General features: G+C 73.5%; 10 protein-coding genes. 4 read left to right on the forward strand and 6 right to left on the reverse strand.

Translation table 11 applies throughout. The features are described 5' to 3' along the window. The first annotated feature begins 1 nt into the window (after nt 1). Nucleotides 2–1,774 carry a serine/threonine-protein kinase gene (locus ACBI99_RS42360; protein ID WP_375075033.1) on the forward strand — a complete coding sequence of 591 codons (1,773 nt, stop codon included), beginning with the start codon at nt 2–4 and terminating at the stop codon, nt 1,772–1,774. Between the two features lie 107 nt (nt 1,775–1,881). Further along, nucleotides 1,882–3,837, forward strand: coding sequence for a PASTA domain-containing protein (locus tag ACBI99_RS42365; RefSeq protein ID WP_375075034.1), 1,956 nt, complete (start codon nt 1,882–1,884; stop codon nt 3,835–3,837). Nucleotides 3,838–3,850: 13 nt separating this feature from the next. Here ACBI99_RS42365 and ACBI99_RS42370 read toward each other — a convergent pair whose 3' ends face one another. The 5 genes from ACBI99_RS42370 to ACBI99_RS42390 are packed head-to-tail and all read right to left on the reverse strand — an operon-like array spanning nt 3,851 to nt 9,063. Continuing rightward, nucleotides 3,851–4,825, reverse strand: coding sequence for a hypothetical protein (locus ACBI99_RS42370; protein WP_219509852.1), 975 nt, complete (start codon nt 4,823–4,825; stop codon nt 3,851–3,853). A 54-nt stretch (nt 4,826–4,879) separates the two neighbouring features. Continuing rightward, nucleotides 4,880–5,686, reverse strand: coding sequence for a carbohydrate ABC transporter permease (locus ACBI99_RS42375; protein ID WP_219509850.1), 807 nt, complete (start codon nt 5,684–5,686; stop codon nt 4,880–4,882). Continuing rightward, the gene (locus ACBI99_RS42380) at nt 5,676–6,587 is read right to left on the reverse strand and encodes a sugar ABC transporter permease (protein WP_357593554.1); all 912 of its coding nucleotides are present in this window, start codon (nt 6,585–6,587) and stop codon (nt 5,676–5,678) included. Before ACBI99_RS42380 ends, ACBI99_RS42375 begins: the two co-directional genes overlap by 11 nt. Then, on the reverse strand, nt 6,587–7,837 hold the full coding sequence (locus tag ACBI99_RS42385) for an ABC transporter substrate-binding protein (protein ID WP_357593552.1): 1,251 nt from the start codon (nt 7,835–7,837) through the stop codon (nt 6,587–6,589). The genes ACBI99_RS42380 and ACBI99_RS42385 overlap by 1 nt, the downstream gene beginning before the upstream one ends. Further along, nucleotides 7,834–9,063 (reverse strand): Gfo/Idh/MocA family protein, encoded by a 1,230-nt coding sequence (locus tag ACBI99_RS42390; protein ID WP_219509847.1) that lies wholly within the window; start codon nt 9,061–9,063, stop codon nt 7,834–7,836. The genes ACBI99_RS42385 and ACBI99_RS42390 overlap by 4 nt, the downstream gene beginning before the upstream one ends. Before the next feature lie 99 nt (nt 9,064–9,162). On the opposite strand from ACBI99_RS42390, the gene ACBI99_RS42395 reads away from it, so the two are divergent. Then, entirely contained in the window at nt 9,163–10,260 is a 1,098-nt protein-coding gene (locus ACBI99_RS42395) for an ROK family transcriptional regulator (RefSeq protein ID WP_219509846.1), read from the forward strand. Here the strand turns inward: ACBI99_RS42395 and ACBI99_RS42400 are convergent. Further along, nucleotides 10,257–10,787 carry a TetR/AcrR family transcriptional regulator gene (locus tag ACBI99_RS42400; RefSeq protein ID WP_219509845.1) on the reverse strand — a complete coding sequence of 177 codons (531 nt, stop codon included), beginning with the start codon at nt 10,785–10,787 and terminating at the stop codon, nt 10,257–10,259. The genes ACBI99_RS42395 and ACBI99_RS42400 overlap by 4 nt on opposite strands. 76 nt (nt 10,788–10,863) lie before the next feature. On the opposite strand from ACBI99_RS42400, the gene ACBI99_RS42405 reads away from it, so the two are divergent. Then, nucleotides 10,864–13,065 (forward strand): MMPL family transporter, encoded by a 2,202-nt coding sequence (locus ACBI99_RS42405; protein WP_375075035.1) that lies wholly within the window; start codon nt 10,864–10,866, stop codon nt 13,063–13,065. The last annotated feature ends 2 nt before the right edge of the window (nt 13,066–13,067 follow it).

Raw genomic sequence — 13,067 nt, forward strand, 5'->3', positions numbered from 1 at the left:
TATGTCCGAGCTCCGTGCCGATGATCCGCGCCGGCTGGGCGCGTACCGGATCTCCGGGCGGCTCGGCCAGGGCGGCCAGGGCGTCGTCTATCTCGGCCACTCCGGCGACGGGACCAAGGTGGCCGTCAAACTGCTGCACGCCAGCCTGTCGGCCGACCCGGTGGTGCGCCGCCGGTTCCTGGCCGAGGTCGAGGCGCTGCGCCGCGTCGCGCCCTTCTGCACCGCCCAGCTCCTCGACGCCGACCTCGAAGGCGACCAGCCCTACCTCGTCAGCGAGTACGTCGACGGCGTCTCCCTCCGCGAGCACGTCCTCACCGCCGGGCCGCGCACCGGCGGTTCCCTGCACCGCCTGGCCATCGGCACTGCCACCGCCCTGGTCGCCATCCACCGGGCCGGCGTCGTGCACCGCGACTTCAAGCCCGGCAACGTGCTGCTCAGCCTCGACGGGCCCCGCGTGATCGACTTCGGCGTCTCCCGGCTCGCCGACGGCACCGCCACCACCGGCATCATCCCCATGGGCACGCCCGCCTACCTGGCGCCCGAGCGCATCGAGGGCCTGCCCGCCGGGCCCGCCGCCGACCTGTACGCCTGGGCGCTCACCGTCGCCTACACCGCCACCGGCCGCCACGCCTTCGCCGGCGGGACCCACCAGGAGGTGCTGGCCAGGATCCTGTACGGGCGGCCCGACCTGGGGAACCTGTCCGGACGGCTCCGTGACATCGTGGACGCCTGCCTCGCCCGCGACCCGGCCGACCGGCCCGGCGCCGAGGAGGTGCTGGGGCTGCTGCTCGGCCAGGACCTGACCGGCGGCGACGTGCTCACCACCGGCGCGATGGCCGCCGTCGACCCGGGGGTGCGTCCGGAGCCGGACGGGAAGACCCTCGAATGGCAGATGCCCGACGACACGACGGACCCGGGCACGGGACCGACCCTGGGGTCGGGTGGCGGGCCGCTGACGGGGCCGGCTTCGGGGTCGGGTGGTGGGTCGCTGACGGGGTCGGCCCTGAGGCCGGCCGGCGGGGCGTTGTCGGGGGCGCAGGTGACGGAGGGCGGGCGCACGCCGGGCGGGCGGAGCCGGCGGGGGGCCGGGCGCAGCGCGCTGGCCGCTCTGGTCGATCCCACCGCGCCGCTGCCCGGGGTCGCTCCTTCGGGGGCCGCGTCCGGGGCCTCCTCGGGGGGCTTTGCGCGCGATGGCGGCGGGCCGGGCGGACATGCGGCCGGGGACGCCGCGTCGGGCGGTCTCGCGCTGGGTGGGTCCGCGTCGGGTGGGGCTGCCTCAGGTGGGTTCGTGCGGGGGGACGGATCGGGCGGCTCGTCCGCCGGTGGTTCCGGGTCCGCCGGGGGGTTCCCGGCTGTGGGGAAGCGGGGGCGGAAGGGGCGCTGGCCGCGGTGGGGGATCGGCGTGGCCGCCGTGGTGCTCGCCGCCGCCGGGGTCACGTACTGGATGGGGATGGACGGCGCGACCCCCGTGGACGGGACCTGGACCGGGTCGGCGCGGCACCCGACGGCCGGCCGGGTGTTCCCCGTGGAGATCAGGCTGGACGGCGAGCGCGAGTCGCGCATGCGCTGGGGCGCGGACCTGCACTGCACCGGGGAGCTCAGCCCGACCTCGCGCGGCCTGGTGTTCACGCTGGGCGACGTCGCCGGGAAGGAGTGCCACCCCGGCACCCTCCACCTGCTGCCCACCTCCGACGCCGACCGGATGGGCATCTCGGTCATCCGCCAGGGACAGCATGATGTGACGTATTCGGGCACGGTCTCGCGCACTCCGTGAGCCGGAGTGTCACGGTCAGGCGGCGATGGCGCGGTCACCGTTGACTCCCCGGCACCGGTTGCCTTCAGTGGAAGGGAAACAGGGGTGGCGGCGAGGGGAGGCTACCCGTGCCGACGGCGCAGCCCCTCAGAACGGGGGACCCGCGCACACTCGGCCCCTACGCGCTGGCCGGGAGGCTGGGCGAGGGCGGCCAGGGTGTGGTGTACCTCGGGACGAGGGACGACGACACCTACGCGGTCAAGCTGCTGCACGGCCCCGTGGGGGACGAGCGGGCGGCGTTCCTGCGTGAGGTGGAGCTGGCCAAGCACGTGGCCAGGTTCTGCACGGCCCAGGTGGTCGACGCCGGGTTCGACGAGGGCAGGGCGTACATCGTCAGCGAGTACGTCGACGGGCCGTCGCTGGCCCGCGAGGTCATGCTCACCGGGCCGCGGCGCGGCGGGGCGCTCGAACGGCTCGCGGTCGGCACCGCCACCGCCATCGCCGCCATCCACCGGGCCGGGATCGTGCACCGCGACTTCAAGCCGCAGAACGTGCTGCTGGGCTCCGACGGCCCGCGCGTGATCGACTTCGGTCTCGCCAGGGCGCTGGACGCGGCCGCCACCGTGAGCGGGCGGGGCGTCGGCACCCCCGCGTACATGGCGCCCGAGCAGATCACCGCGTCGGCGGTCACGGGGGCGGCGGACGTGTTCTCGTGGGGGGCGACGATGTGCTTCGCCGCCAACGGGGCCGCGCCGTTCGGGCAGGACTCGGTGGCGCCGGTGCTGCACCGCATCCTCACCGCGCCGCCCGAGCTGGGGCTGCTCGACGGGCAGCTCCGCGTGCTCGTCGCCGCCTGTCTCGACAAGGACGCGCGTAACCGGCCCAGCAGCAGGGACCTCCTGCTGGCGCTGCTGGGGGACTCCGGAGGGCTGCCCGATTCGGTCCTCCGGTCGCCGCCGGCCCACGTCCTGAGCGCCTCGGGCGTGGCCGTCCCGGCGCCCCGTACGGACATCTCGGGACCTGAAGGACCGGAAGGACCTGGACCCACGGGAGGGAGCGTCGCCCGGTCGAGGCCCTTGGCCGAGCCGGAGGCCACGGGCGCGGCCTCCGGCTACCGGCTGCCCGTCACCCCGGATGCCCCTGCGCCGTCCGGTGGCGGGCGGCGGGCGGCGCGGCGGGCCGGGGTGGCGGTGGCGGGCGCCCTGGTGGTGAGTGTGGCGATTCTCGGGATGCTGCTGGGGCCGGCGCTCAGCCGGGACGACCGGATGCCGCAGGGCGGCGGCGCGGCGGGGCCGGGTGCGACGGCGGCGACCGTGTCGCCGGTGGAGGAGGCCACGCCGCCGGAGGACGAGGGGCGGCGCGGCCCGGGGGAGCCGGATCCGCCGGTGGCGAAGCCGGCGCGGGTGCCGGTGCCGCCGCTGGCGGGGCTGAGCCGGGCGGCGGCGGTGCGGGCGCTCCAGCGGGCCGGGCTGGTGGCGGGCCAGGTGTCGCTGGTGGACTCGGGGCGGAAGATCGGCCTCGTGCTCGGGAGCCGGCCCGGGGCGGGCGTCGCCGTGGAGAAGGGGGCCGCGGTGTCGCTGCGGGTGTCGGCGGGGGTGCCGGTGCCGTCGCTCGCCGGGATGGGCCGCGAGGCCGCGGAGGCGGCGGTGGCCGGTGCGGGGCTGGCGGTGGGGCCGGTGATGAGGAAGTGCGGGCCGGAGCCGGACGGCCGGGTGCTGTCCACCTCGCCGGAGGCGGGCAGCCGGGTCGCGGGCGGTACGCCGGTGGCTCTTACCGTGTCGCGGCGGGGCGTCGAGGTGCCGTCGGTGATCGGCCGGTCGCGGGAGGACGCGGCCGGCACGCTGCGCGGGGCCGGGTTCGAGGTCACGGTGCAGGGCCAGGTCGTGGCGGACGAGTCGCAGGTGAACCTGGCCATCGCGCAGTCGCTGGAGGCGGGCGGGTGCGCCAGGAAGGGGGCGGCGGTGGTGGTCACGGTGGGGCTGGCGCCGCAGTCGGGCCCGGACCCGTCCGAGCCGACCGGCAAGCCGACCGGCAAGCCGGCCGACAAGCCGACGGCCGCCCCCGGGGCCCGGGCGAAGCCCTGAACCCCGGGCGGGGTCAGCGGCCGTCGCCGGTGATGATGCCGGTGTAGGAGGCGATCACCTTGACCTGCGCGGGTTCGTCGCTCTTCGGCGGGATGTGGGCCGCCACCTGGAGCAGGTCCGTGACGTTCATGTACGTGTAGAACTTGCCCTTGATGAGGCCGTTGTCCTTCTGGAACACGTAGTTGCGCTGCGGCCCCTGGCGCACGTCGTAGCGCCGGGCGCGCTGGAAGGTGGTGAAGACGAGGGCGCCGCCGTCGGCGGTGCGCAGAGCGTACGAGGGGTAGCGCGACGCGGGCCGGACCACCTCCTTGAGCTTGGCGTACGGGGCCATGTTGCGGCGGTTCCTGGCGGCGGAGGTGGTGAGCTCGTCGGCGGCGAAGCGGGTGGAGCTCCTGCCGCCGAGGTGGGCGGCGTAGCTCTTGGCGAAGTCGGCGGGTGACATGAGCAGCCCGGTCGCGTCGGCCGGCTTCACCTCGGCGGCGGGGGTGGCGAGCTCGGGGGCGCCGCCGATGCCGGAGAAGACGTCGGGCGCGTACACCTGGCGCCAGCCGTCCGCCTCCTTGGTGAACAGCAGGTACGTGGGGGTGTCGGCGGTCTTCGTCCGGCCCTTCCACAGGGCGGTGGTCAGGAACCAGGTGGGCGTGGGCGCGTGGAAGGCAGGCCGGGTGTAGCCGAAGGGCACGTACTCGGTCGTCCTGGAGAGGGCGCGGCTGGAGGCGTAGGCGGCGCGGTCGATGGCGTAGCTGGAGCCGGCCTCGTACGCGGCGAGCAGTTCGTCGCTCCTGGCCTTGTTGGCGGCGTTGTTGCGCTTGACGTAGTCGTCGAGGACGGCGGCGGCCTCCTGGGGGGAGACCACGGCCGCCGGGGCGGCGGACGGGGAGGGGGGCTGCTGACGGGCGGGCCGGTCGGGGCCGGGCAGTCCGGAGCAGCCCGCGACCAGGCAGGCCGCCAGGACGCCGCCGATGACCGTTCCGTGCCGCCGCCGCATGCCCCGCACCTCCACAACCGACTTAACAGAAAGAAGTGGACAAAGGTAGCAGAGTCACTTGAGGGCCCCGGCGGTGAGCCCGGAGACGATGCGGCGCTGGAAGAACAGCACCATGAGCACCAGCGGGATCGTGACCAGCACGCCCGCGGCCATCTGGGTGCCGAACGGCGTGTCGAACTTGGCCGCCCCGGTGAACTGCGCGATGCGTACGGTGGCCGTCTGGACGTCCTGGTCGTTGACCATCGTGACCGCGATGATGAACTCGTTCCAGGTGGCGATGAAGGCCAGGATGGCCGTGGTGAAGATGCCCGGCGCGGCCAGCGGCACCATGACCCGGCGGAAGGCGGCGAACGGCGTGCAGCCGTCGATCATCGCGGCCTGCTCCAGATCGTAGGGGAGCTGCCGGAAGAACGTGGTCAGGTTCCAGATGGTCAGCGGCAGCGCGAACGACATCGACGGCACGATCATCGCCTGGTAGCTGTTGATCCAGCCGATCGAGGTGAACAGCTTGAGCAGCGGCACGATGAGCAGCGCCCCGGGGAACATGGAGACCGCGATGACCAGGGCCAGGATCACGTTCTTGCCCCGGAAGCGCAGCCGGGCCAGGGCGTAGGCGGCCAGCGTGCCGATGACGAGCGTGACCGCGGTCGTGGTGCCGGCGACGACGAGGCTGTTGACCAGCGACCGGCCGAACCCCATGCCCTCGGCGAAGACCGCGTCGTAGCTCTCCAGCGACCACGGGCTGGGAAGTGGCGAAATTTCGTAAATGTCGGAGGTGCGGCGGAAGCTCGACACCACCATCCAGTAGAACGGCACCAGGCAGTACAGCGCGATGCCGATCATCCCGGCCCTACCCCACATCGCGGGCCTCCTTCCGCCGCTGCCGCACGTCGCTCAGCAGGTCGGCCCCCAGCAGCTTGACGAACACGAACGCGATCACCGCGATGTAGACGAACAGCGCGGTCCCGTACGCCGAGGCGGGCCCGTAGTGCACCCGGGTGGCCTCGTCCCAGATCAGCCCCGACAGCGTCTCGACCGAGTGCTTGCGCGGCCCGACGAGCACGTACGGCAGGTCGAACACCCGCAGCGCGTCCATCAGCCGGAACAGCACGGCCACCAGCAGCGCGGGCTTGACCAGCGGCAGCGTGATCCGGCGGAACCGCTGCCCGGCCGAGGCGCCGTCCACCCGCGCGGCCTCGTACACCTCCGACGGGATGATCTGCAGCCCGGCCAGCACGAGCAGGCCGACGAACGGCGCGGTCTTCCAGACGTCGGCGACGACCACGGCGAGCTTGGCCCACGGGCCGTCGGCCGTCCACAGGATCTCGGTGCCGAGCAGCGCGTTCGCCACGCCGTCGGCCTGGAAGATCCACTTCCACATGAGGCCGGCGACCGCGGTCGGCACCGCCCACGGGATGAGGATGCTGGCCCGCAGGATGGCCCGGCCGCGGAAGGCGCGCTGCATGACCAGCGCCATCGCGACGCCGAGCACCACCTCCAGGCCGACCGTGACCACGGTGAACAGCGTCGTGTTGAGCGCCGCGTTCAGGAAGCGCTCACCCGCGACGCCGGCGTAGTTGGCCAGGCCGGCGAACCGCTCGCCCTCCACCACGAAGCCGTCCGCGTCCAGCGTCTGCCCGCTGGTGTAGAACGACTCGCGCATCGCCGCCACCAGCGGGTAGAACACCACCAGCGCCAGCACGATCATCGTGGGGGAGAGCATCGCGGCCGCCAGCCACGACTGCCCGCGCGGCCTGCTCATCACGGCTGGAGCAGCGGGCCGAGCGCCGCCTGCAGCTCGGTCATGGCCTGGTCGACGGGCTTGGCGCCGGTCACGACGGCGTAGGCCGACTCCTGGATGGCGGCGGTCACGTCACCGTAGCGGACCGCGCTCGGGCGCGGCTTGGCGGCCAGGATGCCCTCCTTGAGCGCCGGCAGATACGGATACTTCTTGATCAGCTCCGGGTCGTCGTAGACGGCGGCCGTGGCCACCGGCATCGAGCTGGACAGCGCGAACGCCCGCATCTGCTCGGCGCTGGTCATGAACGCGACGAAGTCCCTGGCCGTCTGCTTGTTCTTGGAGAAGGACGACACGGCCAGGTTGTTGCCGCCGAGCGTGCCCGCGCCCGGCCCGTCCAGCCCGGGGATCGGCGCCACGTCCGTCTTGCCGGCGACCTTGCTGGACCCGTCGGTCTTCTGCGCGGCCTCGTAGCCGTAGGCCCAGTTGCGGTAGAAGAGCAGCTTGCCGTCCTGGAAGGCGACCCGTCCCTCTTCCTCCTTGTACGTGATCGCCTCCTTCGGCATCATCCCGCTCTTGAACCCGTCGGCCAGGAACTGGGCGGCCTTCTTGGCGCCGTCACCGGTGACCTGCGGCTTGCCGGAGGCGTCGACCAGCTCGCCGCCCGCGGAGTGCACGGCCTCGGAGAAGTTGACGGTCAGGCCCTCGTACTTGTCGAACTGGCCGCCGTAACAGGCCATGCCCTTCTGCTCGGGCAGGACCTCGTCGCAGATCCGCCTCATCTCGTCCCACGTCTTCGGCGGCTTCTTGACCAGGTCCGTCCGGTAGTAGAGGAGCCCGGTGCCGGTGAACATCGGCATCGCGTACAGCTTGCCGCGGTACTTGCCGGTCTCGACCGTGGGCGGCAGGAACGCCGAGGTGTCCAGCTTGAGCTCGTCGATCCACCGGTTGGCGGCGAACTCGCTGGTCCACACCGCGTCGATGAGGATCACGTCCCCGGTGTCGGACTTGGTCTGGGCGCTCTGGACGAGCTTCCTGCGCTGCTCGTCGGCGGCCTCGGGCAGCAGCACCACGGTCGCCTTCTCGTCCGGGTGCGCGGCGTTCCAGGCGTCGACGATCTTCTGGACCGACTCGGCCTCGAACTTGCCGCCGACGAACGTGATCGGCCCGCGCCCGTCGCCGCCGCCCTGCGCGGCCGGTTCCGGGTCGGACGAGCCGCAGGCCACGAGGCTCGCGCCGAGCGCCAGCAGGGCCGTGATCTGCCGTGTTCTCATGTGGGGGTTCCTTCCAGCGTGACGGTCTCGCCGTCGAGCCGCGACCTCTCGGCGGCCCAGGCGATGAGGTGGCTGTGCAGGCTCTCGCCCGGCGACGACAGGATCGGCGTGCGGTCCCTGCTCGACACGGCGGCGAGGAACGCCCTGACCAGGCCCTCGTCGCCGCCGCCGTGCCCGCCGGCGGCGGTGCCGTCGCCGGTGGCCCGGGTGTCGACGGTCTCGGCGCGGCCGGTGACGAAGTCGTGCACGGTCAGCAGTTCGCCGTCGCCCTCGATCGAGCCCCGGGTGCCGAAGATCCGGGTCTGCCGGTGCGCGGCCGGGGTGAAACCGGTCATGGTGAACGAGGCGGTCGCGCCGCCCTCGAACTCCATGTTCACGACCTGGTGGTCGACCACGTCGTTGTCGCAGTCGTAGACGCACCTGCCGTACGGGCCGGTCCGCAGCGCCTCCAGGACCCCCTGTTCGGAGACGTCGTCGGTGAGCACCGACAGCGGCCAGCGGTCCTGCCCGGCCAGCGGCAGGTAGATGCGCCGGGCCGAGTACGGGCAGCCGGGCTCGGCCGGGCAGTCGAGGCAGCGCGCGGTCGCCCCGGCGGGCCGGTTCTCCGGGCGGAAGTGCTTGAGCCCGCCGAACGACGACACCCTGCGCACCTGCCTGCCGGTCAGGTGCACCAGCCAGTCCAGGTCGTGGCAGGACTTGGCCAGCAGCATGAACGTGGACTCGTCGGCCCGGCGCCAGTTGCCGCGCACGTACGAGTGGGCCTGGTGCCACCAGCCGACCGGCTCCAGGTGCTGGACGCTGACGATCTCGCCGATACGCCCGGCGTCGAGCAGCGCCTTGAGCGCCCGGGTGTAGGGCGTGTAGCGCAGCACGTGGCAGACCGCGAAGATCGCCTCGGAGCGTTCGGCCGCCGCGACGATGGCCCGGCAGTCGTCCTCGGAGACCGCCATCGGCTTCTCCAGCAGGATGTCGTAGCCCAGCTCGGCGAAGCGCACCGCGGGCTCGACGTGGTCGCGGTCCTGGGTGGCGATGATGACCGCGTCGGCCTGGCGCGGCAGCGCCGCCAGCTCGCGCCAGTCCCCGTACGGCGCGGCGCCGGGGAACCTGTCGCGCCGGCTCGCCACGGGGTCCGCCACCGCGACCACCCGTGCCAGGCCCGAGTCGACGGCGTGGCGGGCGTACGCGCTCCCCCGCGAACCCGCGCCGACGACGGCGAGAGTCACCATGTGCGCCTCCACATATGTAACCGATTAACGTATGTCGGCCGATGCTAGGATCCGGGCTCATACTCGTCAATAGGAAACTTATGGAAAGAGGTCTCGTAAGTGACCGACCTCCGGCCGGGTGACGCGTCGCTGGTGCGCAAGGTCAACACCCAGGTGACGCTGCGCGCGCTGCGCCGGGAGGGCGTGGCCACGCTGACCCAGCTCGGCCGCATCACCGGGCTGTCCCGGCAGACCGTGGAGGCGGTGCTCGACGAGCTGGGGGAGCGCGGCTGGGTCCGGGAGGTGCCGCCCGACGGGGGCGTGATGGGCCGGCCCGCCCGGCGCTTCGGCTTCCGCGCCGACGCCGGCCACGTCGTGGGCGTGGACGTGAGCGGCGACCGGGTCGTGGTCACGCTGGCCGACCTCAACGGCGAGGTCGTCGCCTGCGAGCGCGTCCCCGTCGCCGCCGGCGCGCCCGCCCCCGAACGCCTCGACGTGGCCCGCCGCGCCTGCCTGGCCTGCGTGGACGGCGCCGGCGTGGCCCGCACCCGGGTGTGGGCGCTGGCGGCGGGCACCTCCGGCATCGTCGACCGCTCGGGCCGGGTGTCGCTGTCGCTCACGCTGCCCGGCTGGACCGGCGTCGACCTGGCGGGCATCGCCGGGCGCTGGTTCGGCTGCACCGCGCTGGCCGCCAACGACGCGAACCTGGCCGCGCTCGCCGAGCACTGGCGCGGCAGCGCCCAGCACGCCTCCGACGTCGTCTACATCCTGGCCGGGCACCGGCTTGGCGCGGGCATCCTGATCGGCGGCAGGCTGCACCCCGGCCGCTCCGGCGCCGCCGGTGAGATCGGCACGCTGCGCCAGGTCGGCTGGGAGGAGGCCGCGACCTCCCTGGTCAAGGAGGGCAGCGCCGAGGAGGTGTTCGCGGGGGCGGTGGCCGGTGACCGGGCCGCGCTGCGCGCCGTCGACCGCTACGCCGAGAACCTGGCGATCGGCGCCTCGGCGCTCGTGCTGGCCGTGGACCCCGACCTGCTGGTGATCGGCGGCGCCTACTCCCAGGCCGGGGACGTGCTGCTGGCGCCGCTCCGCCGCCACCTGGCCGAGCTGTGCCTGAGCGGGCCCGAGGTGGTGACCTCCACGTTCGGCGACGACGGCGTGGCCCTGGGCGCGGTGCGGCTCGCGCTCGACCGGGTCGAACGCGACGTGCTCGGGCTCTAGCCGGCCAGCGTCAGCACCGCGCGCACCAGCGACCGGCGCACCCGCTCCTCCGGCAGGTCCATCGTCTGCGTGACGCCGAGCTGCAGCGCGCCCAGCACGGCCCAGCCGCGCAGCCGCGCCTCGTCGTCCGGGTCGGGGCCGGTCAGCCGGGCGAACAGCTCGTCGCGGAACGTGCGCACCGCCTCGCCGGTGGAGCCCGGCGGCGCGTCGTCGGCGCCGCCCAGGTCCTCCATGAACAGCCGGACCACCGCCCGGTGGCGCACCACGAACCCGGTCAGCGCCTCGGCGAAGGCCCGCCTGTCGCCGCCGAACTCGGTGCCGAGCAGCGTGAGCATGTCCTCCACGCACGGCGCGAGCAGCTCGGTGGCCAGCCGGTCCTTCGGGTGGAAGTGGTAGGCGACGGCGGTCTTGGTCAGGCCCACGGCGGCGGCGATGTCGGCCAGCGAGGTGCGGGCGTAGCCGCGCTCGGCGAACAGCTCCCTGGCGGCGGCCAGGATGCGGCTGCGGGTGTCGTCAGGTGTGGTCATCGTCTCATTTCCACCGGGGCGTGCCTGCTTTATCGTAAATCCCTGTACGGGCGTACAGGACGGGGGAACAGGCGAGATGTCACGTTTTCTGGGCCGGCTGGGCGAATGGTGTGCCAGGCGTGGCCGGCTCGTCCTGGCATTATGGGTCATCGCCGCCGCCGCGCTCATGGGCGGCAGCCTCGTGTTCGGCAGCCCGGTCAGCAACGACGTGGCCATCCCCGGCACCGACAGCCAGCGGGCCCACGACCTCATGCGCGCGGGTTTCGGCCCCGGCTACGATGTCGGCGGCACCGTACAGCTCCTGGTCTACTCGCCGGACGGGTCGCTGCTGGACGAGCCGCGCAAGGCGGCCGTCGAGCGGGCGCTCGACCGGCTGCGCGAGCAGCCGCACGTCGACGAGGTCAGCACGCCCTACAGCGCCGCCGGGATGTCGCCCAGCCTGCAGATCGGCCTGATCACCGTCCGGCTGAGCGGCCACGACAGCACCCAGCAGGCCGCCACCGCGCAGGCGCTGTCCGACGCCGCCGAGCCCGCCAGGCAGGCCGGGCTGGAGGTCGTCGCCGCCGCCAGCGGCAACCCCGCCGACAAGGAGATCAAGACCGGGCCCAGCGAGGTCATCGGCGTCGTGTGCGCGTTGCTCGTGCTGGTCTTCGCCTTCGGCACGCTCACCGCCGCCCTCGTGCCGATCTTCACCGCGCTCGTCAGCGTCGCCTCCAGCCTGGGCGTGATCGGGCTGCTCGGCCACGTCGTGGACGTGCCCAAGCAGGCCGGCATCATGGCCACGATGATCGGCCTCGGCGTGGGCATCGACTACGCGCTGTTCCTGCTGTCGCGGCACCGGCGGCTGCTCGCCACCGGGCTCACCGTCCGGCAGGCCGTGCGCGGCGCCGTGTCCAGCTCCGGCGGGGCCGTGGTGTTCGCCGGCGGGACCGTCATCATCGCGCTCAGCGCGCTCATGTTCGGCGGCTTCCCGCTGCTGCGCACGCTCGGCTGGGTCACCGGCATCTCCGTCGTCACCGCCGTGCTCACCGCCGTCACGCTCGTCCCCGCCCAGCTCGGGCTGCTCGGCCACCGGGTGAACGCGCTCAAGGTGCCGTTCCTGGGCAGGCGGCCCGAATCGTCCGGGTGGGGGTCGCTCGGCGCGTGGGTGGCCCGCCGGCCCTGGCGGGTGCTCATCGGCAGCGTGCTGCTGCTCGGCGCGCTCGCCGCCCCCGCGCTGTCGCTCCAGCTCGGGCCGCTCGACGAGGGCTACGGGGCCAAGGACGATCCGGGACGGCGCGCGTACGAGCTCATGGAGGTCGGGTTCGGGCCCGGCAGCAACGGGCCGGTCAGCGTCGTGGCGACGGTGCCGCACGCGGCGACGGACGCCGACCTGGACCGGCTCCGGGACGAGATCGAGACCGTCGACGGCGTCCGCCACGTGTCCGACGGCGAGATCGGCGAGTCCGGCACCGTGATGATGGTCCAGGTCATCCCCGACCACGCGCCCAGCGACCCGGAGGCCCTGGAGGTCGTCAAGGCCATCAGGGGGCTGGACCTGCCCGGGTTCGAGGTGCACGTGGGCGGCGAGGTGGCCGCGCTCGCCGACGCCGGTGACCGCATCTCCGAGCGCACGCCGCTGGTCATCGCCGTCGTCGTGCTGCTCAGCGCGCTGCTGCTGTTGCTGGCCTTCCGGGCGCCCATCGTGGCGATCAAGGCGGCGCTGATGAACCTGGTGTCGCTCGGCACCGCGTTCGGGGCGCTCGCGCTCGTCTTCTCCATCGGGCTCGGCAGCGGGCTCGTCGGCATGGACCCGCCGGCCGGCGCCTCGTACCTGGAGACGCTGTTCTTCAGCGTGCCGATCGAGACGTACGTGCCGTTGCTGCTGTTCGCGGTGCTGTTCGGGCTGTCGATGGACTACGAGGTGTTCCTGCTGACGGCCGTGCGGCAGGCGTACCTGAAGCATGGTGACAACCGGCGCGCCGTGGCCGAGGGGCTCGGCTCCACCGGGCGGGTGATCACCTCGGCGGCGCTCATCATGGTCGCGGTGTTCACCGCGTTCATCGCCTACCCCGACCCGATGGTCAAGACGTTCGGCGTGGGGCTGGCGGTGGCCATCGCGGTGGACGCCACGCTGATCCGCGGCTTCCTCGTCCCGGCGACCATGGTGCTGCTCGGGCGGTGGAACTGGTGGTGCCCGCGCTGGCTCGACCGGCTGCTGCCCAACCTGTCGGTGGAGGGCGAGGAGGACGAGCGGCCCGCCGAGCCCGCTCGCGAGCCCGAGCGCGTCACCGTCTGAGG

Source organism: Nonomuraea sp. ATR24 (genome assembly GCF_041950485.1).
Lineage (GTDB): Bacteria > Actinomycetota > Actinomycetes > Streptosporangiales > Streptosporangiaceae > Nonomuraea > Nonomuraea ceibae.

Bases quoted from the DNA above. Each gene is read 5' to 3' on its own strand.
- ACBI99_RS42370 (WP_219509852.1), bottom strand. From the start codon at position 4,825: ATGCGGCGGCGGCACGGAACGGTCATCGGCGGCGTCCTGGCGGCCTGC.
- ACBI99_RS42360 (WP_375075033.1), top strand. From the start codon at position 2: ATGTCCGAGCTCCGTGCCGATGATCCGCGCCGGCTGGGCGCGTACCGG.
- ACBI99_RS42405 (WP_375075035.1), top strand. From the start codon at position 10,864: ATGTCACGTTTTCTGGGCCGGCTGGGCGAATGGTGTGCCAGGCGTGGC.
- ACBI99_RS42390 (WP_219509847.1), bottom strand. From the start codon at position 9,063: ATGGTGACTCTCGCCGTCGTCGGCGCGGGTTCGCGGGGGAGCGCGTAC.
- ACBI99_RS42385 (WP_357593552.1), bottom strand. From the start codon at position 7,837: ATGAGAACACGGCAGATCACGGCCCTGCTGGCGCTCGGCGCGAGCCTC.
- ACBI99_RS42400 (WP_219509845.1), bottom strand. From the start codon at position 10,787: ATGACCACACCTGACGACACCCGCAGCCGCATCCTGGCCGCCGCCAGG.
- ACBI99_RS42380 (WP_357593554.1), bottom strand. From the start codon at position 6,587: ATGAGCAGGCCGCGCGGGCAGTCGTGGCTGGCGGCCGCGATGCTCTCC.
- ACBI99_RS42375 (WP_219509850.1), bottom strand. From the start codon at position 5,686: ATGTGGGGTAGGGCCGGGATGATCGGCATCGCGCTGTACTGCCTGGTG.